This is a genomic window from Demequina phytophila (assembly GCF_000971135.1).
Lineage (GTDB): Bacteria > Actinomycetota > Actinomycetes > Actinomycetales > Demequinaceae > Demequina > Demequina phytophila.
Genome location: NZ_BBLW01000001.1, coordinates 318,103 through 341,417, shown reverse-complemented (window position 1 = coordinate 341,417; position 23,315 = coordinate 318,103). Strand labels below are relative to the sequence as shown.

At 72.6% G+C, this 23,315-nt stretch carries 23 protein-coding genes; 17 read left to right on the top strand and 6 right to left on the bottom strand.

Going from position 1 to position 23,315, the window contains the following annotated elements; translation table 11 throughout:
• Positions 1 to 5 precede the first annotated feature (5 nt).
• Entirely contained in the window at positions 6 to 251 is a 246-nt protein-coding gene (locus tag AOM01_RS01650; protein WP_082109893.1) for an acyl-CoA carboxylase epsilon subunit, read from the bottom strand.
• Positions 248 to 1,828, bottom strand: a complete 1,581-nt coding sequence (locus AOM01_RS01645) for an acyl-CoA carboxylase subunit beta (RefSeq protein WP_062287994.1) — start codon at positions 1,826 to 1,828, stop codon at positions 248 to 250. Before AOM01_RS01645 ends, AOM01_RS01650 begins: the two co-directional genes overlap by 4 nt.
• 49 nt (positions 1,829 to 1,877) lie before the next feature.
• On the opposite strand from AOM01_RS01645, the gene AOM01_RS01640 reads away from it, so the two are divergent.
• On the top strand, positions 1,878 to 2,723 hold the full coding sequence (locus AOM01_RS01640; protein WP_062287991.1) for a biotin--[acetyl-CoA-carboxylase] ligase: 846 nt from the start codon (positions 1,878 to 1,880) through the stop codon (positions 2,721 to 2,723).
• An 87-nt stretch (positions 2,724 to 2,810) separates the two neighbouring features.
• On the opposite strand, the gene AOM01_RS01635 is transcribed toward AOM01_RS01640, so the two are convergent.
• The gene (locus tag AOM01_RS01635; RefSeq protein WP_062287988.1) at positions 2,811 to 3,491 is read right to left on the bottom strand and encodes an SOS response-associated peptidase; all 681 of its coding nucleotides are present in this window, start codon (positions 3,489 to 3,491) and stop codon (positions 2,811 to 2,813) included.
• Positions 3,492 to 3,606: 115 nt separating this feature from the next.
• Between AOM01_RS01635 and AOM01_RS01630 the strand changes: the two genes are divergently transcribed.
• The 9 genes from AOM01_RS01630 to pflA all read left to right on the top strand — a co-directional run bounded on the left by AOM01_RS01630 (position 3,607) and on the right by pflA (position 11,354).
• Entirely contained in the window at positions 3,607 to 4,833 is a 1,227-nt protein-coding gene (locus AOM01_RS01630; RefSeq protein WP_062287985.1) for a TadA family conjugal transfer-associated ATPase, read from the top strand.
• 1 nt (position 4,834) lies between these two features.
• Positions 4,835 to 5,692 (top strand): type II secretion system F family protein, encoded by an 858-nt coding sequence (locus tag AOM01_RS01625; protein WP_062287982.1) that lies wholly within the window; start codon positions 4,835 to 4,837, stop codon positions 5,690 to 5,692.
• Positions 5,689 to 6,579: a type II secretion system F family protein gene (locus AOM01_RS01620; RefSeq protein WP_062287979.1), complete on the top strand. Its 891-nt coding sequence runs from the start codon at positions 5,689 to 5,691 to the stop codon at positions 6,577 to 6,579. The genes AOM01_RS01625 and AOM01_RS01620 overlap by 4 nt, the downstream gene beginning before the upstream one ends.
• A 14-nt stretch (positions 6,580 to 6,593) precedes the next feature.
• Positions 6,594 to 6,758: a hypothetical protein gene (locus tag AOM01_RS14560; protein ID WP_169746497.1), complete on the top strand. Its 165-nt coding sequence runs from the start codon at positions 6,594 to 6,596 to the stop codon at positions 6,756 to 6,758.
• Positions 6,736 to 7,119 (top strand): TadE/TadG family type IV pilus assembly protein, encoded by a 384-nt coding sequence (locus tag AOM01_RS01615; protein WP_082109892.1) that lies wholly within the window; start codon positions 6,736 to 6,738, stop codon positions 7,117 to 7,119. Before AOM01_RS14560 ends, AOM01_RS01615 begins: the two co-directional genes overlap by 23 nt.
• The gene (locus AOM01_RS01610) at positions 7,109 to 7,570 is read left to right on the top strand and encodes a hypothetical protein (RefSeq protein WP_062287973.1); all 462 of its coding nucleotides are present in this window, start codon (positions 7,109 to 7,111) and stop codon (positions 7,568 to 7,570) included. Before AOM01_RS01615 ends, AOM01_RS01610 begins: the two co-directional genes overlap by 11 nt.
• Complete coding sequence (locus AOM01_RS01605) at positions 7,567 to 7,992, top strand: pilus assembly protein TadG-related protein (protein ID WP_062287970.1); 426 nt, start codon at positions 7,567 to 7,569, stop codon at positions 7,990 to 7,992. Before AOM01_RS01610 ends, AOM01_RS01605 begins: the two co-directional genes overlap by 4 nt.
• 166 nt (positions 7,993 to 8,158) lie before the next feature.
• Positions 8,159 to 10,441, top strand: coding sequence for a formate C-acetyltransferase (pflB, locus tag AOM01_RS01600; protein WP_082109891.1), 2,283 nt, complete (start codon positions 8,159 to 8,161; stop codon positions 10,439 to 10,441).
• A gap of 91 nt (positions 10,442 to 10,532) precedes the next feature.
• A complete protein-coding gene (gene pflA / locus AOM01_RS01595; protein ID WP_062287967.1) occupies positions 10,533 to 11,354 on the top strand; it encodes a pyruvate formate-lyase-activating protein in 822 nt (273 codons plus the stop codon).
• A 56-nt stretch (positions 11,355 to 11,410) separates the two neighbouring features.
• On the opposite strand, the gene AOM01_RS01590 is transcribed toward pflA, so the two are convergent.
• Positions 11,411 to 12,784 (bottom strand): aspartate aminotransferase family protein, encoded by a 1,374-nt coding sequence (locus AOM01_RS01590; RefSeq protein WP_062287964.1) that lies wholly within the window; start codon positions 12,782 to 12,784, stop codon positions 11,411 to 11,413.
• Positions 12,785 to 13,045: 261 nt separating this feature from the next.
• Between AOM01_RS01590 and AOM01_RS01585 the strand changes: the two genes are divergently transcribed.
• The 3 genes from AOM01_RS01585 to AOM01_RS01575 are packed head-to-tail and all read left to right on the top strand — an operon-like array spanning position 13,046 to position 15,443.
• The gene (locus AOM01_RS01585) at positions 13,046 to 14,434 is read left to right on the top strand and encodes an NAD(P)/FAD-dependent oxidoreductase (RefSeq protein ID WP_062287961.1); all 1,389 of its coding nucleotides are present in this window, start codon (positions 13,046 to 13,048) and stop codon (positions 14,432 to 14,434) included.
• Positions 14,431 to 15,099, top strand: a complete 669-nt coding sequence (locus AOM01_RS01580) for a hypothetical protein (protein ID WP_062287958.1) — start codon at positions 14,431 to 14,433, stop codon at positions 15,097 to 15,099. Before AOM01_RS01585 ends, AOM01_RS01580 begins: the two co-directional genes overlap by 4 nt.
• Positions 15,096 to 15,443, top strand: coding sequence for a cupin domain-containing protein (locus AOM01_RS01575; protein WP_062287955.1), 348 nt, complete (start codon positions 15,096 to 15,098; stop codon positions 15,441 to 15,443). Before AOM01_RS01580 ends, AOM01_RS01575 begins: the two co-directional genes overlap by 4 nt.
• A gap of 3 nt (positions 15,444 to 15,446) precedes the next feature.
• Here AOM01_RS01575 and AOM01_RS01570 read toward each other — a convergent pair whose 3' ends face one another.
• The gene (locus tag AOM01_RS01570) at positions 15,447 to 17,072 is read right to left on the bottom strand and encodes a PucR family transcriptional regulator (RefSeq protein ID WP_156155780.1); all 1,626 of its coding nucleotides are present in this window, start codon (positions 17,070 to 17,072) and stop codon (positions 15,447 to 15,449) included.
• A gap of 84 nt (positions 17,073 to 17,156) precedes the next feature.
• Between AOM01_RS01570 and AOM01_RS01565 the strand changes: the two genes are divergently transcribed.
• From AOM01_RS01565 to AOM01_RS01550, 4 genes are all read left to right on the top strand, one after another.
• Complete coding sequence (locus AOM01_RS01565) at positions 17,157 to 18,644, top strand: CoA-acylating methylmalonate-semialdehyde dehydrogenase (protein WP_062287952.1); 1,488 nt, start codon at positions 17,157 to 17,159, stop codon at positions 18,642 to 18,644.
• Between the two features lie 11 nt (positions 18,645 to 18,655).
• The gene (locus tag AOM01_RS01560) at positions 18,656 to 20,017 is read left to right on the top strand and encodes an aspartate aminotransferase family protein (RefSeq protein WP_062287949.1); all 1,362 of its coding nucleotides are present in this window, start codon (positions 18,656 to 18,658) and stop codon (positions 20,015 to 20,017) included.
• A 129-nt stretch (positions 20,018 to 20,146) separates the two neighbouring features.
• Entirely contained in the window at positions 20,147 to 20,566 is a 420-nt protein-coding gene (locus AOM01_RS01555) for a hypothetical protein (protein ID WP_062287946.1), read from the top strand.
• A gap of 65 nt (positions 20,567 to 20,631) precedes the next feature.
• The gene (locus tag AOM01_RS01550; RefSeq protein WP_062288593.1) at positions 20,632 to 21,606 is read left to right on the top strand and encodes an IS3 family transposase; all 975 of its coding nucleotides are present in this window, start codon (positions 20,632 to 20,634) and stop codon (positions 21,604 to 21,606) included.
• A gap of 106 nt (positions 21,607 to 21,712) precedes the next feature.
• Here the strand turns inward: AOM01_RS01550 and AOM01_RS01545 are convergent, their stop codons facing one another.
• On the bottom strand, positions 21,713 to 23,230 hold the full coding sequence (locus tag AOM01_RS01545; protein ID WP_062287943.1) for a PucR family transcriptional regulator: 1,518 nt from the start codon (positions 23,228 to 23,230) through the stop codon (positions 21,713 to 21,715).
• Positions 23,231 to 23,315 lie beyond the last annotated feature (85 nt).

Here is a 23,315-nt window from a genome sequence, read left to right as displayed (position 1 = left end):
GGGGTTCACCGCAGCGAGTGACGCCAGGCCGCGTCGCCGCGCGCGAGGGGGAGCGGGCCGCGATAGCCGCGCAGCGTCCTGGACCGGTCCATCCAGGCCGACCGCGGGCTCCCGGGCTCCTCGGCATCGTCCCCCGCCGCGGACGCCATGGCGGCGGCCGCGGCGACGAGCGCCGCCAGCTCCGCCTCGTCGGGGGTGCCGCGCACCACCCTGAGGCCGGCGGCCGCGCTCACCTGCTCGTCGAAGGTCACAGCGGGATGTTCCCGTGCTTCTTGGGCGGCAGCGCGGCGCGCTTGGTGCGCAGCGCGCGGAGGGCCTTGACGATCTCGCCGCGAGTCTCGGACGGCTCGATGACGCCGTCGACGTAGCCGCGGTCGGCCGCGTCGTACGGGTTGACGATCCGGTCCTCGTAGTCCTCGACCAGCGCCTGGCGCTCCGCCTCGACGTCGCCGCCCTTGGACTCGACGTCCGCGAGCGTGCGGCGGTGGAGGATGTTGACCGCGCCGCCGGCGCCCATGACCGCGATCTGCGCGGTGGGCCACGCGAGGTTGACGTCCGCGCCCAGCTGCTTGGACGCCATGACGATGTACGCGCCGCCGTAGGCCTTGCGCGTGATGACGGTGACCAGGGGCACGGTCGCCTCGGCGTACGCGTAGATGAGCTTCGCGCCGCGGCGGATGATGCCCTGGTGCTCCTGGTTGACGCCGGGCAGGAAGCCGGGGACGTCGACCAGCGTGATGATCGGGATGTTGAACGCGTCGCACGTGCGCACGAAGCGCGCGGCCTTCTCGGAGGCGTTGATGTCGAGCGTGCCCGCCATCTGCATCGGCTGGTTCGCGACGATGCCCACGGAGTGGCCCTCGACGTGGCCGAAGCCCACGACCACGTTGGGTGCGAACAGCGGCTGCACCTCGAGGAACGCGCCGTCGTCCACGATCGCCTCGATGAGCGTGGTCATGTCGTACGGCTGGTTGTCGCTGTCCGGCACGAGGGTGTCGAGCGCGAGGTCCGTGTCGGCCTTCTCGAGGTCCGCCTCCGCGTCGAACGTGGGCGCCTCGGTGAGGTTGTTCTGCGGCAGGTACTGGATGAGGTGCTGGACGTACTCGATCGCGTCGTCCTCGTCGCTCGCGAGGTAGTGCGCCACGCCGGACTTCGCGTTGTGCGTCTGGCCGCCGCCGAGCTCCTCGAAGGTGACGTTCTCGCCCGTGACGGACTTGATGACGTCGGGGCCGGTGATGAACATCTGCGACGTGCCGTCGGCCATGACGATGAAGTCGGTGAGCGCGGGGGAGTACACCGCGCCGCCCGCGGAGGGGCCGAGGATGATCGAGATCTGCGGGATCACGCCCGACGCGGCCACGTTGCGGCGGAAGATCTCCGCGAACTGCGTGAGGCCCGCGACGCCCTCCTGGATGCGAGCGCCGCCGCCGTCCGAGATGCCGATGAGGGGCACCCCGGTGCGCAGCGCGAAGTCCTGGATCTTCGCGATCTTCTGGCCGTGCACCTCGCCCAGCGAGCCGCCGAACACGGTGAAGTCCTGGCTGTAGACGGCCACCTGGCGGCCGTCGATGGTGCCGTAGCCGGTCACCACGCCGTCGCCGTAGGGGCGGTTCCTGTCCAGGCCGAAGTTGCGGCTGCGGTGACGGGTGAGCCGGTCGAGCTCGGTGAACGAGCCCTCGTCCAGCAGCTGCTCGACGCGCTCCCGCGCCGTCTTCTTGCCTCGCGCGTGCTGCTTCTCCTGCGCGATCGCCTCGGGGGCGGTGACGGCTGCGTCGACCTTCTTGCGCAGGTCCTCGAGCGCGGAGGCGGTGGACTTCGTCGGCCTCATGGGTGACACGGTTCTCCTTGGGGTCATGACTGCCCGATAGCCTAGCCCGGTGACCACGCCCGCAGCCCCCGACGCCGCGCAGTCGCGTCGGCCGCTCACGGAGGCTGCGCTCGCGGACCTGGTCCCCGGCACGCTGTCGCGCGTCACGGTGCTCCCCGCCTCGCCGTCCACCAACACCCGGCTGCTGGCGCTCGCGGGCGCCGCGCCCGAGGAGTGGCCGCACCTGTCCGCGCTGGTCGCGGACCATCAGACCGCCGGCCGCGGGCGCGCGGGGCGTGCCTGGGTGACGCCCCAGGGGGCGGCGCTCACCGCATCGTTCCTGGTGAGGCCCGCCCACGTGGCGCGCGAGGACTACGGCTGGGCGCCGCTGGTCGCGGGCCTCGCGACCGTGCGCGCGCTCCGCCGCCTGGGCGTGGGCGCGTGGCTCAAGTGGCCCAACGACGTGGTGGTCGAGGCCGGCGCGCGCGAGATCCCCGGCTGGGGGCGATGGCGCAAGGTGGTCGGGATCCTGTGCGAGACGGTCCCGGGGGACGATGCGCTGGTCGCCGGGATCGGCATCAACGTCTCGCAGGGGTCGGCCGAGCTGCCCGTGCCGCACGCCGCGTCGCTGGCCTCGCTGGGTGCGACGTCGCTGGACCGCGTGGCGCTGCTGCGCGCGCTCGCGGCGGAGCTGCGCGACGCCTTCGGCATGTGGGACGCCGGCGCGGACATGCGCGGCGCGGTCGAGCAGGTGACCGCGACCCTGGGCTGGGACGTCGCCGTCGATGTCCCGGCGGGCCCGCCCGTCGCGGGCCGCGCGCTCGGGCTCACCCCGGACGGCGCCCTCGTGGTGCGCACCGTGAGCGGCGAGGAGAAGGTGCTCCACGCCGGCGACGTGCGCGTCCGCCGCGGCTGACAGTCCCTCCGCCGCAGCCGAACCTCGCATGGGGAACTGACCGACGCTTCTGCCCGATCCCGCCTCGCTGGGGGGAGCTGAGCGACGCTAGACCGGCGCGATGAGCCCCTCGCCCTGGTTCCGGATGTTGCCGACCTCGCGGCCCACCTGGTGCCACGCGAGCTCCGGCGCGGGCGCCGCGATCGCGGCGAACAGGTCGTCCTGCGTCGAGGCGGCGTCGAGCCACGCGTCGGCCTCGTCGGGCACGAGCATGACGGGCTGCCGGTCGTGGATCTCCTGCATGTCGCCCCGCGACGCGGTGGTGACGATCGAGCACGAGGCGAGCCACGGTGCATCGTCCCCTTGCGCCTTGTCCTTCCAGAACTCGAACAGCCCCGCGAACGCGAGCGGGGAGCCGTCCTCGGTGTGGATGAAGTGCGGCGTCTTCACGCCGTCGCGCGTGGTCCACTCGTAGTAGCCGCTCGCCGGCACCAGGCAGCGCCGCTTCGCGAACGCGGACCGGAACGACGGCTTCTCCGCGACGGTCTCGGAGCGCGCGTTGAACATCCTCGACCCGATCGCCGGGTCCTTCGCCCACGACGGCACCAGGCCCCACCGCGCCAGCTCGAGCGAGCGTCCCTCCTCCTTGCGGGCCACCACGATCGCCGTCTCCTGCATCGGGCCGATGTTGTAGCGCGGGGCGAGCCGGGCGTCGTCCGCAATCACGGCGATCTCGAAGGCGTCGACCAGCTCCTGCTCGGTCAGGAAGTTCGCGTAGCGTCCGCACATGGAGCCAGCGTAGGCACGATGCGCCGGTTGCCGGCGGTGATCCGCTCGCCTGCCAGCGGTTTCGATTTTCCACACCCCTTGTCCCAATTGTCCGAATCGGGATAACGTCGCCGGCATGGGGGGAGAGGTGCTGGGGCGCATCGAGGACGACGTCCGCGCACGCATCCGCGACTCCGGGGTGGACCCGGCGAGGGATGCGCGGGCCGTCGAGTCGCTCGTGACGGCCGCGATCGACGCGTGGGACGAGCGCGCGCTGCTCGACGGCCGCGCCCCCGTGCCCGACCGCGACGCGCTCGCGCGCGCCATCACCGACGCCGTCGCGGGCCTGGGTCCGCTGCAGCCGCTGCTCGACGACCCGACGGTGGAGGAGATCTGGATCAACTCCCCGCATGAGGTGTATGTCGCACGGCGCGGGGTGAGCGAGCTGACCAGCATCCTGCTGAGCGCCGAGGAGGTGCGCGCGCTGGTCGAGCGGATGCTCGCGCTCGCGGGCCGGCGACTCGACCTGAGCTCGCCCTTCGTCGACGCGGCGCTCCCGGGCGGCGAGCGGCTCCACGTCGCGATCCCCGACGTCACGCGACGCCACTGGGCGGTCAACATCCGCAAGTACATCGCACGGGCCTCGGACGTGGACGACCTGGTCGCGCTCGGCACCCTCACCCCGGGAGCGGCGCGGTTCCTCGAGGGCGCGGTGCGCGCGGGGCTCACCATCCTGGTGTCGGGAGGGACGCAGGCGGGCAAGACCACCACGCTCGGCGCGCTCGCGGGCGCGATCCCGGCTCGGGAGCGGGTGATCACGTGCGAGGAGGTGTTCGAGCTGGCGCTCGGCCTGCGGGACGTGGTGGCGCTCCAATGCCGCCAGGCGTCGCTCGAGGGCACGGGCGAGATCTCGCTGCGACGGCTGGTCAAGGAGGCGCTGCGCATGCGCCCCGACCGGATCGTGGTGGGCGAGGTGCGGGAGGCGGAGGCGCTCGACCTGCTGATCGCCCTGAACGCCGGATTACCTGGGCTTTGTACCATCCACGCCAACTCCGCCCGCGACGCGCTCGCGAAGATGTGCACGCTGCCGCTGCTGGCTGGCGACAACGTCTCCGACCGCTTCGTGGTGCCCGCCGTGGCGTCCGCCGTGGATCTCGTGGTCCACGTGGGGTTGGAGGCGGACGGGTCGCGTCGGGTCCGCGAGGTGGTGGGCGTGTCCGGCCGCGTCGAGTCCGGCGTGATCGAGCTGTCCGAGATCTACGCCACGCGCGACGGCGTCCTCACCCGCGGCACGGGCTTCCCGCCGCACGCTGACCGCTTCGCCGGCCGCGGCATCGTCCTCACCGAGATCCTGGCGGCCTGAGATGGACGCCGTGCTGGGGCTCGTGCTGGGGACGGGGCTCCTGCTGGTGTGGCTTGCCTGCTGGGAGGCGCCCGCGCGGCCCGCGCGCCCGCGATCACGGGCGCGCGACCTCGAGGACCGGCTGGTCCAGGCGGGGATCCACGGCGTGACCGCGGGCGTGTTCGGGGCGTCCGCGTGCGGGTTGGGGTTGATCGCGCTGGTGCTGGCATGGTCGCTCACCGGCTCGATCGCGGTCGCGGTCATCGCCGGCGCCGCCGGCGGGTACGCGCCGTTCGCCGCCGTCTCGGCCCGCGCGCGGGGACGCCGTGCGCGGCTCCGCGGGGCCTGGCCCGAGGCGGTCGACACCATCGCGTCGGGCATCCGCGCGGGGCTCGCGCTGCCGGAAGCGCTCGCGGCGCTCGGCGACCGCGGACCCGAGCCGCTGCGCCCAGCGTTCGCCGCGTTTGCCGAGGACTATCGCGCCAGCGGCGCGTTCGGCGCGTCTCTCGACGCGCTCAAGGCGCGTCTCGCGGACCCGGTGGCCGACCGCATCGTCGAGGCCGTCCGCCTCGCGCGCGACGTCGGCGGCACGGAGGTGGGCGCCGTCCTGCGCTCGCTCGCGCGCTTCCTCCGGGACGATGCCCGGGTCAGGGGAGAGCTCGAGGCGCGCCAGTCGTGGACCGTCAACGGGGCACGGCTCGCCGTCGCGGCGCCGTGGTTGCTGCTCGCGCTCCTCGCGACCCGGCCCGGCGGGCTCGCCGCATTCGACACCGCCGCGGGCGCCACCGTCCTGGTCGCCGGCGCGCTCGCCTGCGTGGGCGCGTACGCGCTCATGCGACGACTCGGCAGGCTTCCGGCGGAGGAGCGGGTGCTGCGATGATCGCCCTCCTGTGCCTCTGCCTCGCCGCCGGCCTCGGCCTCGTGTGGTCCTGGGCTCACGCGCGCCGGTTCTCGCTCGAGAGGCGCCTCGCGCCCCGCCTGCGCGGGTCCTCCACGGTGTCCGTCGCTCGAGGGCCGTTCGCCCGGATGGTGGCGCCGGTCATCGCCGACGCGTCGCGCCTGGTCGCACGGCTCGGAGCACCCACCGAGGAGCTCGAGCGTCGCCTCGCGCGCGCCGGATCCGCCACCGCGGTCGCGCGGCATCGGGCGCAGGCGCTCGCGGGCGCGGCGGCGGGTCTGGCGGCCGGCCTCGCGGTCGGACTTCTTCTCGGCGTGGCCCGTGGCACCGGCCCCGTGGTGGCGCTCGTCGTCGCGGCGTGCGGTGCCGTGCTCGGCGGGCTCGCTCCGGACGTGCTGCTGTCCCGCCGCGCCGCCGCGCGCGGTGGCCGGATGCGTCACGAGCTCCCCGCCGCCGCGGAGATGCTCGCGCTCGCCGTGGTCGCCGGCGAGTCGGTGCCGGCCGCCCTGGACCGGGTCGCCACGCTCTCGCCGGGTCCGCTCGGCGACGAGCTCCGGACCGCGCTCGCCGAGATCCGCGCAGGCCGCACGGTCGCCAGCGCGCTCGACCGCTTCGCCGCCCGCGCGGGCGAGCCGGTCGTGACGTCGTTCACGGACGCGCTGGTGACGGCGATCGAACGCGGCACACCGCTCGCGGAGGTGCTGCACGCGCAGGCGACCGACGTACGCGACCGCGGACGCCAGGTGCTGCTCGAGGAAGGCGGCAAGCGCGAGATCGCGATGCTCGTGCCCGTCGTGCTCCTGATCCTGCCGGTGACCGTGCTGTTCGCGCTGTACCCGGGGCTCATCGCGCTCCGGCTGGGGTTGTAGGAGATGGGGGAGAGATGGACAAGTGGAAGAGGGACTGGAGCGAAGACCGCGGTGACGTGCCCGGCTGGGTGCTCATCACGCTCATGACCGCCGGGTTGGTGGCCACCATCTGGGCGCTCGCCGGGCCCGCGCTCAGCGAGATGTTCACGACGGCCCTTGAATCGGTCACCGGCGCCTGACCGGGGCTCCGCGGCCGTCGAGTTCGTGCTGGTCGCGGTCCTCGTGGCCGCGGTCGCGCTCGGCGTGCTCCAGCTCGCCCTCGCCGCGCACGTCCGGAGCACGCTCACCGCGTGCGCGTCCGAGGGCGCCCGCGTCGCCGCCGTCGCGCGGCAGGGGGACGATGCGGGGGTCGCCCGGGCGGCCACCTGCGCCGAGTCGTCGCTCGGGATGGGCACGCAGGCGGCGATCTCCCACGAGGACGTGGGCGGTCGCGCCGCGGTGCGGGTCACCCTGACCGGCGAGGCGTCGGTGGTGCTGTGGACCTCCCACAGAGTCGAGGCGAGCGGCCGCGCGCTGATCGAGGGCGTCGATGCGCCGTGACCTCCGCGCCGAGGACGGCGCCGCCACGGTCGAGCTGGTCGCGCTCACGCTCGTGCTGCTCGTGCCTCTCCTCTACCTGGTGGTCGCCGTCTCCCGCGTGCAGGCCGGGGCCTACGCCGCCGAGGCCGCCGCGTACTCCGCCGCACGCGCCGCGGTGGTGACCGGGCTCGACTCTCTCGACGCAGGCGCCACGCCGGAGGAGGCGCTCGCGGAGTCGCGTGCCGCCGCGGACGCGGCTGCCGCGGTCGCCGCGGAGGACTTCGGGATCGGGACCGCCGCCGTCGAGCTGGGCTGCGACGGCGCCTGCCTGGCCGCCGGGTCGACCGTGATCGCGCGGGTCGAGCTCCATGTCCCGTTGCCGGGGGTGCCCGCCCTGGTGCGCGCCGCGATCCCCGCGCGGATCACCATCGACTCCACCGCGTCCAGCCCGGTCGACGGGTATGCGCCATGACCGTGCCGCGCGACGACGAGGGCTCGATCACCGTCCTCACCCTCGGCCTGGTGGCCGTGCTGCTCGCCGCGCTCGTCACCGTCGCCGCCGTCACGCACGTCCAGCTGCAACGGTCGCGCCTCGCCCACGCGGCGGACGAGGTCGCGCTCGCGGCCGCCGACGCGCTCGACCTCGACGCCTACTACTCCACGGGGGCGACCCGCCTCGACCCCGTCGCGCTCGACGCCGCGGCGCGCACCCAGCTGGCCCTCTCCGCCACGCGCGAAGGGCTGGAAGGCGCGGTCCTGACCGCTGCATCGTCCCCGGACGGCGTCACCGTCGAGGTGGCGCTCGCGCTGCGCACGCCCGTGCTGTTCGGCGCGACGTGGCTGCCCGGCGCCGTGAACCTCGACGCGACCGCGTCCGCGCGCGCGCTTCCCTGACCCCTCCCATTCCAGGACCGAAGGTCCGCGGGCACTTGGTCCCATGCAAAGGGTCCTCCCCGACCGTACGGTGAAACACGAGGCAATCCACACCGCCATCCCGGCAGGAGCGAGCCCCACGCATCGGCCCTACAGGGCCATCCAATTGGGAGAGGGAGTACAGGCCATGACCGCAGAAGCCGTCGACAGCACCACCATCCAGGACGACGCGGGCGACCCCCGCGCCCACGCGTGGCGCGGCTTCACCACCGGCGCCTGGTGCGACGGCATCGACGTCCGTGACTTCATCCAGAAGAACTACACGCCGTACGAGGGCGACGACTCCTTCCTTGCCGGCGCGACCGCCCGCACCACGGGCGTGTGGGACAAGCTCTCGGCGATGTTCCCGGAGGAGCGCGAGAAGGGCGTCTACGACGTCGACTGGGAGACCCCGGCCCTCATCACCTCGCACGGCCCCGGCTACATCGACCAGGAGAACGAGGTCATCGTCGGCCTGCAGACCGACGCCCCGCTCAAGCGCGCGATCATGCCGTTCGGCGGCTGGCGCATGGTGGTGAAGGAGCTCGAGACCTACGGCTACCCGATCAAGCCGGAGCTCGAGGAGACCTTCTCCAAGTACCGCAAGACCCACAACGACGGCGTCTTCGACGCGTACCCGCCGAACGTCCGCGCGGCCCGTTCCTCGCACATCGTCACCGGCCTGCCCGACGCGTACGGCCGCGGCCGCATCATCGGCGACTACCGTCGCGTCGCGCTGTACGGCGTCGACGCCCTGATCGAGGGCAAGAAGCTCGAGCGCATGGAGCTCGACATGGAGCGCTCGACCGAGGACATCATCCGCGACCGCGAGGAGAACTCCGAGCAGATCAAGGCGCTCAAGGAGCTCAAGCAGATGGCGGCCTCCTACGGCTTCGACATCTCCGGCCCCGCGCAGTCCGGCCGCGAGGCCGTCCAGTGGCTGTACTTCGCGTACCTCGCCGCGGTGAAGGAGCAGAACGGCGCCGCCATGTCGCTCGGCCGCACCTCGACCTTCGTCGACGTGTTCCTCGAGCGCGACATCGCCGAGGGCGTCCTCACCGAGGAGCAGGCGCAGGAGATCATCGACGACTTCGTCATCAAGCTGCGGATCGTGCGCTTCCTGCGCACCCCCGAGTACGACGCCCTGTTCTCGGGCGACCCGACGTGGGTCACCGAGACCATCGGCGGCGTCGGCGAGGACGGTCGCCCGCTGGTGACCCGCACCTCGTTCCGCTACCTGCAGACGCTCTACAACCTGGGCCCCGCCCCGGAGCCGAACCTCACCGTGTTCTGGTCGGACCGCCTCCCGCAGGGCTTCAAGGACTTCTGCGCGAAGGTCTCGATCGACACCTCGGCCATCCAGTACGAGTCGGACGAGCTGATCCGCCCCTGCTACGGCGACGACACCGCGATCGCGTGCTGCGTGTCCGCGATGGCCGTGGGCAAGCAGATGCAGTTCTTCGGCGCCCGCGTCAACCTCGCCAAGTCGCTGCTGTACGCGATCAACGGCGGCCGCGACGAGGTGTCCGGCAAGCAGGTCGCCCCGGTGAGCGCACCCCTCACGGACGAGGTCCTCGATTTCGACTCCGTCATGGCGGCGTTCGACGGCCTCCTCGACTGGCTCGCCGAGACCTACGTGGACGCGCTCAACGTCATCCACTACATGCACGACAAGTACGCGTACGAGCGCATCGAGATGGCGCTGCACGACCGCACCATCCTCCGCACCATGGCCTGCGGCATCGCCGGCCTGTCGGTCGCGGCGGACTCGCTATCGGCCATCAAGTACGCGACCGTGCGTCCCGTCCGCGACGCCTCGGGCCTCGCGGTGGACTACGAGGTCGAGGGCGAGTTCCCCTGCTACGGCAACGACGACGACCGCGTCGACGAGATCGCCGTGGACCTGGTGGGCCGCTTCATGGAGAAGGTGCGCCAGCAGCCCACCTACCGCAACGCGACCCACACGCAGTCGGTGCTCACCATCACGTCCAACGTGGTCTACGGCAAGGCGACGGGCAACACCCCCGACGGCCGCCGCGCCGGCGAGCCCTTCGCTCCCGGTGCCAACCCGATGAACGGCCGCGACGTGCACGGCGTGATGGCCTCGGCCCTCTCCGTCGCGAAGCTGCCCTACGCGGAGGCGCAGGACGGCATCTCGCTGACCACCTCGATCGTGCCGTCCGGACTGGGTCGCACCCGCGAGGACCAGGTGAAGAACCTGGTGGGCATCCTCGACGCGTACAACGTGTCGCAGGGCTTCCACGTCAACGTCAACGTCCTCAACCGTGAGGTCCTCGAGGACGCGATGGAGCACCCGGAGAAGTACCCGCAGCTCACCATCCGCGTCTCGGGCTACGCCGTCAACTTCGTCCGCCTGACCCGCGAGCAGCAGCTCGACGTGCTCTCCCGCACGTTCCACGCCGGGCTGTAGCCCGCTCTCCGCAGACCGGACACCCAGCGGCGCCCCGTCCCCACCGGGGGCGGGGCGCCGCTTCTATCCTCAGTAGCAGGAGGTCCCCGCCATGCCTGACCAGCCCGTCCCCGTCCCGCTTCTCGCGTCGCCCCCCATGGAGGTGGCCGACGAGGAGATGGCCGCCGCCGAGCGCATCGTCGACCACACCACCGGCTCGGTCCACTCGTGGGACCTCGTCACCGGCGCCGACGGCCCGGGCACCCGCATGGCCCTGTTCATGGCGGGCTGCGGGATGCGCTGCCAGTTCTGCCAGAACCCCGACACGTGGCGCATGCGCGACGGCAAGCGCCACAGCGTCGACGAGGTGATGGAGAAGATCCGCCGCTACGAGAAGGTCCTCAAGGTCTCCGGTGGCGGCATCACGATCTCCGGCGGCGAGCCGCTGCTCCAGGCGAAATTCGTCATGGAGGTGTTCCGCCGCTGCCACGCGATGGGCGTGCACACGGCGCTGGACACCGCGGGACTGCTGGGCGCGCGGCTGTCCGACGAGGACCTCGAAAAGATCGACCTGTTCCTGCTCGACATCAAGTCGGGCATCCCCGAGACCTACACCCGCGTGACCGGGCGTCCGCTCCAGCCCACGCTCGACTTCGCCCGGCGGCTGTCCGACCGGGGCCGGACCATGTGGATCCGGTTCGTGCTGGTGCCCGGGCTCACCGACGCGGTCGACAACGTCGACGCGGTCGCGGACTTCGTCGCGACGCTGGACGGGGTGGCGCGGGTCGAGGTGCTGCCGTTCCACCAGCTGGGCCGCGACAAGTGGGCCGCGACGGGGGAGCCGTACCTGCTCGAGGACACCCCCACGCCGTCGCACGAGCTGCTCGATCGCGTGAGGGGGCAGTTCGCCGCGCGCGGCATCACCGTGATGTGAACGCGGAAGGCCGGGCCCACCTCAGCGGGACCCGGCCTTCCGTGTGCACGGGGCGGTTACGCGGTGAGCGCCGCCGCCAGCTCGTCGAACGCCTTGATGTAGGCGTCCACGGACTCGTCGGTGTGGACCACCGAGAGCGTCCACTCCTCCTCGCGGCCCGGCGTCATGAAGATGCCGTGGTTCATGTTCCACAGCCAGGCGAGGTCGCACAGCTCGACGTCCTGCGCGTTCTTGAAGGTCTCGTAGTCGGTGATCTTCTCGGTGGAGAACGTCACGCAGCCCTTCGAGCCGATGCCCACGGCGTAGCCCGCGAGGTCGTACTTCTCGATGACGGCCTGGCAGCCGGCGACGATCCGGTCGTTGAGCTCCGCGAGCCGCTCGTACGCGGCGGGCGTGAGCACCTCGAGCAGCGAGGCCTTCGCCGCGGCCATCGACAGCGGGTTCCCGTTATAGGTGCCCACCTGGTAGACGGTGTGGTCCTCGACCACGCTCATCACCTCGGCGGAGCCGCCGATCGCGCCCGACGGCAGGCCGCCGCCCAGCACCTTGGCGAGCGTCACCATGTCGGGCGTGACGCCGAACTTCTCGGTCGCGCCGCCCGGGGCGATGGCGAGGCCGGTCTTGACCTCGTCGAAGATCAGCACGATGCCGTGCTTCCTGGTGATCTCGCGCACGGCCTCGAGGTAGCCGGGCTCGGGCAGCACCACGCCCAGGTTCATCATGGCGGCCTCCATGATGACGCAGGCCGGCTTCCGGCCCTCGGCGTCGAGCGCGATGATGCGGCGCTCCATGGCGCCCGCGTCGTTGAACGGCACCGCGACGGTCATGTCGACGGTCGCCTGCGGGATGCCGCCGCCGTAGGGCAGCGACGCGTAGTTCTCGCGGTCGCCGATCTTGTCGTACTCGACGCCGATCGACACCATGACGGTGTCGTGGTGGCCGTGGTACGAGCCGAAGATCTTCATCACGGTGTCGCGGCCGGTGTAGGCGCGGGCGATACGGATCGCGTCCATGGTGGATTCGGAGCCCGAGTTGGTGAAGCGCCACTTGGGCAGGCCCCACCGGCGCGCGAGCTCGTCGGCGACGTCGATGACGTCCTCGGTGGCGGCGGCGAAGTGGGTGCCGAGCGGGTAGCGCTTCTCGAGCGCCGCGCCGATGGCGGGGTGGGCGTGGCCCTGGACCATCGAGCCGAATCCGTTGTGGAAGTCGTAGTACTCGTTGCCGTCGACGTCGACGATGCGGTCGCCCGCACCCGAGTCGATGTAGATGGGCCACGGGTCGCGGCCCTGGTAGCTGGACGCGACGCCGCCGGAGAGGTGCTCCGACGCGTGGGCGTACATGGCCTTGGACTTCACGGTGCGCTCGTTGAGCAGGGCGGTCTGCTCCTCGATCAACTGGGCGATCCGGGCGCGGTCGAGCGTGACAGGCATGACTCCTCCACCCGACCGGCCTGGCGACGGGCATCTTCATGAGGTGAGGTTCGCGACCGCCCGCCGGCCTGGCGCTGGGGTCGCACACCCGGGGAGTGCACCTCACACGGTAGCCGATCGCCCGGGCCGCGGTCCATGCCGGGTCCGGACGATGCGTCGGTCACCCCTCCCCGCAGGTGCACGAGTGTCCGAGGTCCCTTGCATCCGGGCCACGCGTGCGGTTCGATGCCGCCAAGCCCTTCACCGTCAGGAGTGATACCCGTGGGAACCACGGTCTTCGAGCGCCACCCGGCTGCCGCATCGTCCATCGCCACCATGCTCGAGGGCTCACGCCTCGATCCCTTCTGGACGGACGACGCGCCCGGCCCCGAGCGGCCGCGCCTCAGCGGGAGCCACCGCGCCGACCTGGTGATCGTCGGCGGCGGGTACTCGGGACTGTGGACCGCGGTGCTGGCGAAGGAGCGCGACCCGCACCTGGACGTGGTGCTGCTCGAGGGGCGGCGCGTGGGGTGGGCGGCGTCGGGCCGCAACGGCGGCTTCTGCGAGGCGAGCCTCACGCACGGGCGTGAGAACGGCGAGTCGCGCTGGCCCGACGAGATCGACGAGCTCGACCGCCTGGGGATGGAGAACCTCGACCAGATCGAGGCGACGGTCGGGCGGTACTCGATGGATGTCGACTGGCAGCGCGCCGGCGCGCTCGCGGTCGCGGTCGAGCCGCACCAGCTGGAGTGGCTCGAGGGGGACGGGGTGCTCGACGCCGAGGCGACCCGCGCGCTCGTGAACTCGCCCACCTACCTGGGTGGACAGCTGAGCCCTGACGACACCGCGCTGGTGCACCCCGGCAAGCTCGCGCGCGAGCTCGCCCGCGTCGCGGAGCAGCTGGGCGTGCGGATCTTCGAGCGCTCGCCCGTCACCGCGCTCGAGGACGGCCCCGTGGTGCGGACCCGCGACGGGCACGTGCGGGCGGGCAAGGTGGCGCTCGCCACCAACGTGTTCACCTCGCTGCTCAAGCGCAACCGGCTCATGACCGTGCCCGTCTACGACTACGCGCTCATGACCGAGCCGCTCACCCCCGCGCAGCTCGCGGAGATCGGGTGGGAGGGTCGCCAGGGCGTCGCGGACATGGCCAACCAGTTCCACTACTACCGGCTCACTGCGGACGACCGCCTGCTGTTCGGCGGCTACGACGCGATCTACCACGCGGGCGGCCGCGTCAAGGCGTCCTACCAGGACCGACGCGAGTCGTACGAGAAGCTCGCGAGCCACCTCCTCACCACGTTCCCGCAGCTCGACGGGATCCGTGCGACGCACCGGTGGGCCGGCGCCATCGACACCAGCACCCGGTTCTGCGCGTTCTGGGGCACGGCGCGCGGTGGCGACGTCGCGTACTCGCTGGGCTTCACCGGGCTCGGCGTGGGCGCGACCCGGTTCGGCGCCAACGTGATGCTCGACCTGCTGGCGGGTGAGCAGACCGAGCGCACGCGCCTGCGGATGGTCCAGGAGCGGCCGCTGCCGTTCCCGCCCGAGCCCGTCGCGAGCCTGGGCATCAACGCGACGCGCTGGTCGCTCGACCGCGCGGACCACCGCGAGGGCCGTCGCAACCTGCTGCTTCGCGGCCTCGACGCCGTGGGCCTCGGTTTCGACTCGTGACCCCGGGGCTCGTCGGGGCCCTGGCGACCGGCGCCGGCCTCGTCGCCGTCGAGCTGGGCAGGTCGGTGCCCGCGTGGCTGCGGGTGCGCCGCTCGCGCAGCGTCGCCGGTCTCTCGCCGGTCTCGCTGGGCGTGCTCCTCGGCTCGATCCCCGCGTGGTTCGCGGTCGCGGTGCTCGCGCAGGCGTGGGGCGTGGTGGTCGCGACCGCGGTGTGGGCGTACTTCCACGCGCGGCTGTGCGTCGACGCCGTCCGGCTCGATCCCGGCTTCCGTGTGGTCCTGCCGCGCGCGGCGGGCGCGACGGTCGCGGGGCTCGCGCTCATCGGGATCGTGGGGGAGGCTGCCGGCGTCCTGCGCATGTCGGTCGGCATGTCGCTCGTCGCGGTGGCGGCCGCCTACGCGATCCCCGCACTGTGGTCGGGCATGCGCGCCGCCGACGTCGCCGGCATCTCGGTGCTGGCGACCGCGGTCAGCGCGGCCGAAGGGGTCATCTACGTGGTCATCGGCCTCGGATGGACCGGCACGGCCGTGATCCCCAGCTACCTCGCGTTCGGCGCGCTCGCGCTGCTGTCGAACGTGCCGCGGTGCGCCCGCGCGATCGCGCACCGGTGGCGGGCGAGCCGCAGGCCGCGGGTGGATGCCGCCGGGCTAGGGTGCGAGGCATGATCCTCGAACCCGGCATCCCCGTCGACCTGCACACCGTCGCCATCGAGACCGAGCCGGTCGAGGCCGAGCTCGTGGAGGCCGGGACCCCCGTCGCGGGGGCCGCGGCGCTCGCCGAGGTGGGCGAGGTCGAGGTGGGCGTGTGGGAGATGACGGCCGGGGTCGCGACCGACGTCGAGGCCGACGAGGTGTTCGTGGTCCTGTCCGGTCGGGCGACCATCGAGTACGTCGACCCCGCGCTGCCGCCGGCGGAGGTCGGGCCGGGGTCGATGGTGTGGCTCCAGGAGGGCATGCGGACCCGTTGGACCGTCACGGAGACGCTGCGGAAGGTCTACGTCGCCGGGTAGCGGTCAGTCGCGCGCGCCGGGCCGCGACAGCAGCGCCACGTGCAGCGCGGTCTGCGTCTCGCCGTCCTCGAGGTCCACGCCCAGGAGCGTCTCGATGAGCTCCAGCCGCTGGTAGAACACCGAACGCGACAGGTGCGCCGCGCGCGCCGCCGCGGTGCGGTTGCCCGGGTGCGCGAGCGCGGCGCGCAGCACCCGCTGCAGGTCGCCGGACGTGCGCTGGTCGTGCTCGACGATGGGGGACAGGACGCGTTCGCCGTGGTCGAGCAGCCGGTGGTCGTCGCGCAGCGAGCTGAGCAACCGCGCGAGCGGCCGCCGCTCCACCCACAGCACCGTGCCGGCGGCCGGCTCGCCCGCGTTGTCGATCGCCTCGTGCAGCGCGAGCGTCGCGCCGTCGACGTCGCGCGCCTCGCGACCCACCGCGATCGCGACGCGGCCGCCGTCGCGCAGCGCGCGTTGGAGGGCCGCGGTGGCCGCCTCGTCGAGGGGACGATGCGCGGGCAGGGACAGCAGCACCACCGTGAGGGCCGCCCCGCTCCGGGAGGGCATGGCGAGCGCCCGGGCGCGTCCGCCGGCGGCGAGCGCCCACGCCTCGATCTCGGCGGGCGAGGGCTCGGAGCCGCGCAGCGCGAGGCCGTAGAGCAGCCGGCCCTCGACGGGCACGCCGGCGGCCTCGAGCCGTGCCGCCATCGCCTCGGGCGTGGCGAAGCGGCCCGCGAGCAGCGGGTCGAGGACGTGGCGTCGGGCGATCGCGGCCCACTCGTCGCGACCGCCGTCGGCCAGCCTGCCCAGCGCGAGCGCGATCGCGCCCTGGCTCAGCACGTTCGCGCGTCCGGCCGGATGTGCCTGACCCGGCAGCGCGACCAGCGAGCCCCAGCGCTTGCCGCGCGCGTCGACCGGCACCACCAGCCAGCCCTCCTCGCCGTGCGCGCCGGCCTGCGCCTCGCGGTGGGCGGCGCGCGAGCGGCGCTCCCAGTCGGCGAGCACGGTCTGCTCGGATCCGGCCGGGATCTCCGCGATGAGCGCCTCGTGCGCCAAGCTCTCGAGGACCACGGGCGCCCCGAGCGCGCGGGCGAGCTCGCGGACCACGTGGTCGGCTGGCGCGCCCCTGAGCGCGAGCGAGGTGAACACCTCGCGGACCTCGTCGCGGGCGCGCAGGGCGGTCATCTGGCCCGCGATGATGCGGCCGTGCCCCGCCTCCGTGAGCGACACGAACCGCACCTCGCGGTGGAGCACCACGAGCGCGAGGCCGCGGCTCTCCGCGGCGGATCGGACGGCCGGCGGCAGGGCGTCGTAGCGCGTGCCGAGCTCGAGCACCAGGCAGGACGCCCCCACGTCCGCCAGGCTGTCGACGAACACGCCGAGCGCGGCATCGTCCTCCGGCCACGCCGTCCCCATCGACAGCACGAGCTCGCGCCCGTCGAGCATGCGCGCGATGTCGCCCCGCTCGGAGGTGTGGACCCACCTCACGGGTGCGTCGAGCGCGTCGCCCCCGACCACCACCTCGGGCAGCCCCGCGCGGAACGCGGGGTCCTCCAGCAGCTCCGCCACGGTGGGCAGCGCGGCGAGCGCCGTGCCGGCCGGACGATGTGTAGGTCCCGACGTGAGATGACGACGTTCCGAGGGCTCCATCGGGCCATCGTATGTGTGAATCTGAGTGCCATCGCACCGCCATCGCGTCCGGCAGAGTGTCCGGCGCGTCCCGAGAGGAGAACCGTGAGCCTGATCCGTCACCATGTCGCAGGCGAGGCCTTCGGCGCCGCAGAGCGCACCGGCCAGGTCTGGAACCCCGCCACCGGCGAGGCCGTAGCGGAGGTCGCCTACGCGTCCGTCGCGGAGGTCGAGCAGGCGATCGCCGCCGCCAAGGCCGCGCTGCCCGCCTGGCGCGCGACGGGCCTGATCAAGCGCGCGGACGTCTTCTTCCGCCTGCGCCACCTGCTGATCGAGCGCCAGGACGAGCTCGCCGCGATCATCACCCGCGAGCACGGCAAGGTGCTCTCCGACGCGAAGGGCGAGATCAGCCGCGGCATCGAGAACGTCGAGTTCGCCGCGGGCCTGGTGCACCACCTCAAGGGCGAGCACTCGGAGCAGGTCGCGCGCGGCGTCGACGTGCACTCGACCAAGCAGCCGGTGGGCGTGGTGGGCTGCATCACCCCGTTCAACTTCCCCGTGATGGTGCCGCTGTGGATGGCGGCCTCCGCGATCGCGTGCGGCAACACCGTGGTCCTCAAGCCGTCCGAGAAGGACCCCTCGGCGTCCCTGTTCCTCGCCGCGCTGTTCGAGGAGGCCGGCCTGCCGGCGGGCGTCCTCAACGTGGTCCACGGCGACAAGGTCGCGGTCGACACGCTCCTCGACTCGCCCGACGTGCGCGCCGTGTCCTTCGTCGGCTCCACCCCGGTGGCCCGCGCGATCTACGAGCGCGGCACCGCGCACGGCAAGCGGGTCCAGGCGCTGGGCGGCGCGAAGAACCACATGATCGTGATGCCCGACGCGGACCTCGACGCCGCGGCGGACGCCGCGGTCTCCGCGGCGTACGGCTCGGCGGGCGAGCGCTGCATGGCGATCTCCGTCCTGGTCCCCGTCGGCGAGGAGACCGCCGACGCGCTGGTCGCCAAGGTGGCCGAGCGCATGGCGACGCTCACCATCGGCGACGGCACCGACCCGGCCTCGGAGATGGGCCCGCTCATCACGCGCGAGCACCGCGACAGGGTCGCCTCGTACGTCACGGGTGCGGCCGCCGAGGGCGCGACCGTGGTGGTCGACGGCACCACCCAGGAGTTCGAGGGCGACGGCTTCTTCGTGGGGACCTCGCTGGTGGATCACGCGAAGCCCGGCATGAAGGTCTACGACGACGAGATCTTCGGCCCCGTGCTCGCGGTGACCCGCGCATCGTCCTACGACGAGGCCGTGGCCCTGGTCAACGCGAACCAGTTCGCGAACGGCACCGCGATCTTCACGCGCGACGGCGCCACCGCGCGCGCGTTCGAGATCGACATCGAGGTGGGCATGGTGGGCGTCAACGTGCCTCTGCCCGTGCCGATCGGCGCGTACTCGTTCGGCGGCTGGAAGTCCTCGCTGTTCGGCGACTCGCACATCTACGGACCCGAGTCCATCCACTTCTACACGCGGAGCAAGGTGGTGACGACGCGCTGGCCCGAGCCCAGCGAGTCGCAGATCGACCTCGGCTTCCCGAGCAACCACTGAGAGGCGCGGACATGACCCTCGACAGCGACGCCATGACCGGCGCGGAGGCACGCGTGCGCGCCGATGACCGCGGCCACGTGTTCCACTCGTGGAGCGCGCAGGGGATGATCGACCCGCTGCCCATCGCCGGCGGCGCGGGCTCCGAGTTCTGGGACTACGCGGGCAACCGCTATCTCGACTTCGGCTCGCAGCTGGTCAACCTCAATCTGGGTCACCAGCACCCCGACCTCATCGAGGCCATCGAGAAGCAGGCGCGCACCCTCGCGACCATCCAGCCGTCCTTCGCGAACGACGTGCGCGGCGAGCTCGCGCGCCTCATCACGGACGTGGCGGGGGAGCGCTTCACCAAGGTGTTCTTCACCAACGGCGGCGCCGACGCGAACGAGAACGCGGTGCGCATGGCCCGCCTGGTGACGGGCAAGCGCAAGGTGCTCGCGATGTACCGCAGCTACCACGGCAACACCACCACGGCGATCTCGCTCACGGGCGACCCGCGCCGCTGGCCCAACGAGCCCGCGGACGGCTCCGTGGTGCACTTCTTCGGGCCCTACCTCTACCGCTCGGCGTTCCACGCGTCGACGCCCGAGGAGGAGACCGCGCGCGCGCTCGAGCACCTCGAGCAGACCATCATCCTCGAGGGCGCGTCGACCATCGGCGCGATCCTCATCGAGACCGTGGTGGGCACCAACGGCGTGCTCGTGCCGCCGCCGGGCTACCTCGCGGGCGTGCGGGAGCTGTGCGACAAGTACGGGATCGTCTACATCGCCGACGAGGTCATGGTGGGATTCGGCCGCACCGGCGAGTGGTTCGCGTTCCAGGGCCACGGCGTCGAGCCGGACCTCATCACGTTCGCGAAGGGCGTCAACTCGGGCTACGTGCCGCTGGGTGGCGTGGTGATCTCCGCGGAGATCGCGGCGGCCTTCGACGAGCGCGCGTTCCCCGGCGGCCTCACCTACTCGGGCCACCCGCTCGCGTGCGCCCCGGGCGTCGCGACGTTCGAGGTGTTCCGCAGGGACGGCATCCTCGAGCGGGTCAAGGACCTGGGCGCGCGGGTGGTCGAGCCGACGCTTCAGGGCTGGCTCGAGTCGCACCCGTGCGTGGGCGAGGTGCGCGGCACCGGCCTGTTCTGGGCGATCGAGCTGGTCCGCGACCGCGAGACGCGCGAGCCGCTGGTGCCGTTCAACGCCGCCGGCGCGGACGCCGCCCCCATGGGCGTGTTCGCGAAGGCGTGCAAGGACGCGGGCCTGTGGCCGTTCGTGCACTTCAACCGCACCCACATCGCGCCGCCGCTCGTCATCACCGAGGCCGAGCTCCGTCGAGGCCTCGCCGTCATCGACAACGCGCTGAGCGAGATCGACGCGCTCATCGCCTGATCGCTCGGAGGCCAGTCTCCACACAGAATCCCGGCTGAGGCCGGATTCGCATGCCACTCGCGTCGCATCGCCCGACCGGCCCTCTCCGCCAGGCTGGTCGTGAGTCAGTTCACGATCAGGAGGTAGAGGGTGACGGTGTCGGTGGGGTACTCCGCTGAGGAGATCCGGGAGTTGGTGTACGAGTACGCGTTGGTGGCGTACGGGTCGAAGGAGGCCTGGCTTCAGGAGCATGGGATCTCGTCGTGGACGATGCGACGCTGGCGTGAGGCCGTGTACGAGGGAGATATCGCCAGGGGCCTGATTCCGCGAGAGGGTAGCCGGATGACGGTTCCCCCAGGAGAGCGGCGTGCGCTTGAGCAGCGGCGTGCCAAGGAGCGTGCGGATCACGCCGCTGAGACGGAGCGGCTGCGGGCGCGGGTGCGTGAGCTGGAGGCCGCGAACGATGCGTTGGGAAAAGTTATCGGGCTCTTGCACGCGATGAGCGAGCACGAGCCCGACGAGTCGACCCCGCCGACGTCGACGCCGTCGGAAGAGCCGACGGATTCCTGACGCTGGAGAACTCTTTGGTCGTGGAGCTTGCTGACGCGTTGGGGTCGGTCCGCAAGGCGCTGACGGTGGTGGGGCTGTCGCGGTCGACGTGGCACTACCGGGCGAAGCCACGACCGCGGGTCGCTAGCCCCAAGCCGCACAAGGAGCGCGCCTATCCGTCGCGCATCACTGCCGAGCAGAGGGCGGTCGTCGAGGCCCAGGTCACGGCCGGCTGGGAACAGGGCCATTCAGTCGATCACTCGTTCGCGGCTGCGTGGGACGACGGTGTGATGGTCGCGTCCAGGCGGTCGTGGTGGCGCATCACGAAGGAGATTGCAGACAAGTCCGCTCGTCCGGTCGCGCCCACGCGTCGCACGGCACGGCAGTCGCGTGAAGCGCCGGTGGTGTACGCGACCGGCCCGAACCAGGTGTGGAGCTGGGACATCACCGACCTGCACTCGCTGTGGCGGGGCAAGTCCTTCAAGGCCTACTCGATCATCGACATCTACTCCCGCAAGCTCGTGGGCTGGCGGGTTGAGGAACGCGAAGCCGACCACCTGGCCGTCGAGATGTTCGCGACCGCGATCGCCGAGCACGGCGCACCCCACACGGTCCACGCCGACTCGGGCCCGGCGATGCGGTCGAACCTGCTGGGCGATTTCCTGACCGAGCACGGCATCACACGCACTCACAACCGGCCGCGAGTGTCCAACGACAACCCGTTCTCGGAGTCCGAGTTCCGCACGATGAAGTACCGGCCGAACTTCCCCGGCACCTTCGCGGACATCGACGCGGCCCGCGCCTACGTCGACTGGTATGCACCCTGGTACAACGGCACTCACCGGCATTCAGGGATCGGGCTGTTCACCCCGAATGAGGTCCACGACGGCAGCTGGCATGCCCGCTGGGTCGCGCGCAGCATCGTCCAGGACGCCTACTACGACGCCTTCCCCGAACGATTCCGTGATCGCCCGCGCACCGCCCAACCCGCGAAACTGGTCGGCATCAACCTGCCCACGCCAAGCACCGAAGCAGAGGCCGAGCGACTCCACGCAGCTTGACATCGCCCGCGGCACGGGCGCAGTTGCAGATTCTGTGTGGAGACTGGTCGCGGCCGGGCGGCCGGGCGGCCGGCCGGGCGGCCGGCCGGCCGGGCGGGTGGGCGCCTCAGTCGAGCAGCCCCGCCGCGCGCAGCGCCGCCCACACCTGGGCGCGACCCGCCACGGTGGCGAGGTCCTGACCGAGCAGCTCCTGTGCGGCGGTGAGGCGCGCGCGCACCGTGTGCCGGTGCACGCCGAGCGCCCGCGCCGCGGCGTCGTGCGAGCAGTCCGCGGCGATCCATGCCGCCACCGTGGGCACCAGCTCCGTGCCCTGCTCCTCGTCGTGCCGGGCGAGCGGCTCGAGCGCCGCGCGCGCGACCGCACGCGCCTGCGGCCCGTCGAGCAGCGTGAGCACCCCGGCTCCCGGCAGGTCGGCGAACCGCGTCACGGGACCCGTGCGCCGTTCGCGTGCGGTGCGCGCCTGCACCAGCGCCTCCGCGAGGGCGTCGAGCCGCGCCGGCGCGGACACCCCGACCGTGCCGCCGTGGCGCAGCACCAGCTCGTCGACCAGGGGCGCGTCCTCCTCGGTCAGGACCATCACCAGGTCGCCGCCGCGCTGCGCGTGCAGCACCGCGACACCGCGCGTGTCGAGCCACCGGCCCGCGCCACCCACCGAGGCCAGCCTCTCGTCGGCCACGGCCACCACCACGGGCGCCGCGGGCAGCGGCGAGCCGGAGGCCGCGGCCACGGACGCCGCCAGCGCGACGTCGCCGCGCGTGAGCGCCTCGAGCACCCCGGCCGCGAGCGCGTCGCGTGCGAGCTCGAGGTCCTGCCGCTGCTCGAGCGCGAGCGCCGCCATCGCGACCACCGTGGTGACCACGGCGCGCTGCTGCTCGTCGAGCTCGTCCGCGGCGATCGCGAGGACGGCGCGGAGGCGACCGCGTTGGCCGAGCGTCTGGAGCTGGAAGTCCCTGCCGGCGACGGTGGCCCCGGACGTCGCCTGCACGCCCCGCACCAGCATCGTCCCCGCGTGGTGCTGCAGGTCCGTGACGGCGTCCGCGTCGACCCCGCCGCCCGGGTGCTCGTGGAGGAGGGCGTCCGCGTCGACCAGCCCGACCCAGGTGCCGAGCCGACGCGCGAGCTCGGCGAGCATCGCCTTGAGCCCGTCGGGCCGCAGCGCCGCCACCGCGACGGCGCGCTGCGCCTCCAGCGCCCACGTGCGACGCTCGTACGCGACCGCCGCGAGGGCCTCCGCGTTCGCGCGGGCGAGCGCGATGAACGGGGTGTCGTACGGCACCTCCCACAGCGGCAGGCGGGCATCCCGACAGGCCGCGATGAGCGCGTCCGGGATGCCGTCGCGCACCACCTCGGTGCCGAAGCCGAGCCCCAGCATCCCCGACCGTGCCAGGCGCTTCACGTAGGCGGCATACGCCTTCGGGCTGTCCCCGGAGTCGTGGAACTGCGTGCCCGTGGTGAGCAGCACCATGCCGCCCGCCAGGAACGGCGTCGGATCGAGCAGGTCCGAGCTGTGCACCCATCGCACCGTCGCGTCGAGCGCGCCCGGGCCGACGTCCTCCTCCGGTGTGGCGAGGCGCAGCTTCAGCTCGGGACGCGCGAGCAGCGCGCGGATCGTCGGTGAGGCCATGCCGCGAGCCTGCCACCGTGGACAGTGAGGCGCAAGCGGTTGTACGCAGCGGCGGGTGGTCGACCGGCGCCCCCGGGCCTAGCGT

Coding starts and splice junctions, on each gene's coding strand:
- AOM01_RS01590 (WP_062287964.1), bottom strand. CDS start 12,784: ATGCCTGTCACGCTCGACCGCGCCCGGATCGCCCAGTTGATCGAGGAG.
- AOM01_RS01630 (WP_062287985.1), top strand. CDS start 3,607: ATGGGGGGAGAGGTGCTGGGGCGCATCGAGGACGACGTCCGCGCACGC.
- AOM01_RS01625 (WP_062287982.1), top strand. CDS start 4,835: ATGGACGCCGTGCTGGGGCTCGTGCTGGGGACGGGGCTCCTGCTGGTG.
- pflA (WP_062287967.1), top strand. CDS start 10,533: ATGCCTGACCAGCCCGTCCCCGTCCCGCTTCTCGCGTCGCCCCCCATG.
- AOM01_RS01610 (WP_062287973.1), top strand. CDS start 7,109: ATGCGCCGTGACCTCCGCGCCGAGGACGGCGCCGCCACGGTCGAGCTG.
- AOM01_RS01645 (WP_062287994.1), bottom strand. CDS start 1,828: ATGAGGCCGACGAAGTCCACCGCCTCCGCGCTCGAGGACCTGCGCAAG.
- AOM01_RS14560 (WP_169746497.1), top strand. CDS start 6,594: ATGGACAAGTGGAAGAGGGACTGGAGCGAAGACCGCGGTGACGTGCCC.
- pflB (WP_082109891.1), top strand. CDS start 8,159: ATGACCGCAGAAGCCGTCGACAGCACCACCATCCAGGACGACGCGGGC.
- AOM01_RS01635 (WP_062287988.1), bottom strand. CDS start 3,491: ATGTGCGGACGCTACGCGAACTTCCTGACCGAGCAGGAGCTGGTCGAC.
- AOM01_RS01605 (WP_062287970.1), top strand. CDS start 7,567: ATGACCGTGCCGCGCGACGACGAGGGCTCGATCACCGTCCTCACCCTC.
- AOM01_RS01570 (WP_156155780.1), bottom strand. CDS start 17,072: ATGGAGCCCTCGGAACGTCGTCATCTCACGTCGGGACCTACACATCGT.
- AOM01_RS01560 (WP_062287949.1), top strand. CDS start 18,656: ATGACCCTCGACAGCGACGCCATGACCGGCGCGGAGGCACGCGTGCGC.
- AOM01_RS01575 (WP_062287955.1), top strand. CDS start 15,096: ATGATCCTCGAACCCGGCATCCCCGTCGACCTGCACACCGTCGCCATC.
- AOM01_RS01620 (WP_062287979.1), top strand. CDS start 5,689: ATGATCGCCCTCCTGTGCCTCTGCCTCGCCGCCGGCCTCGGCCTCGTG.
- AOM01_RS01545 (WP_062287943.1), bottom strand. CDS start 23,230: ATGGCCTCACCGACGATCCGCGCGCTGCTCGCGCGTCCCGAGCTGAAG.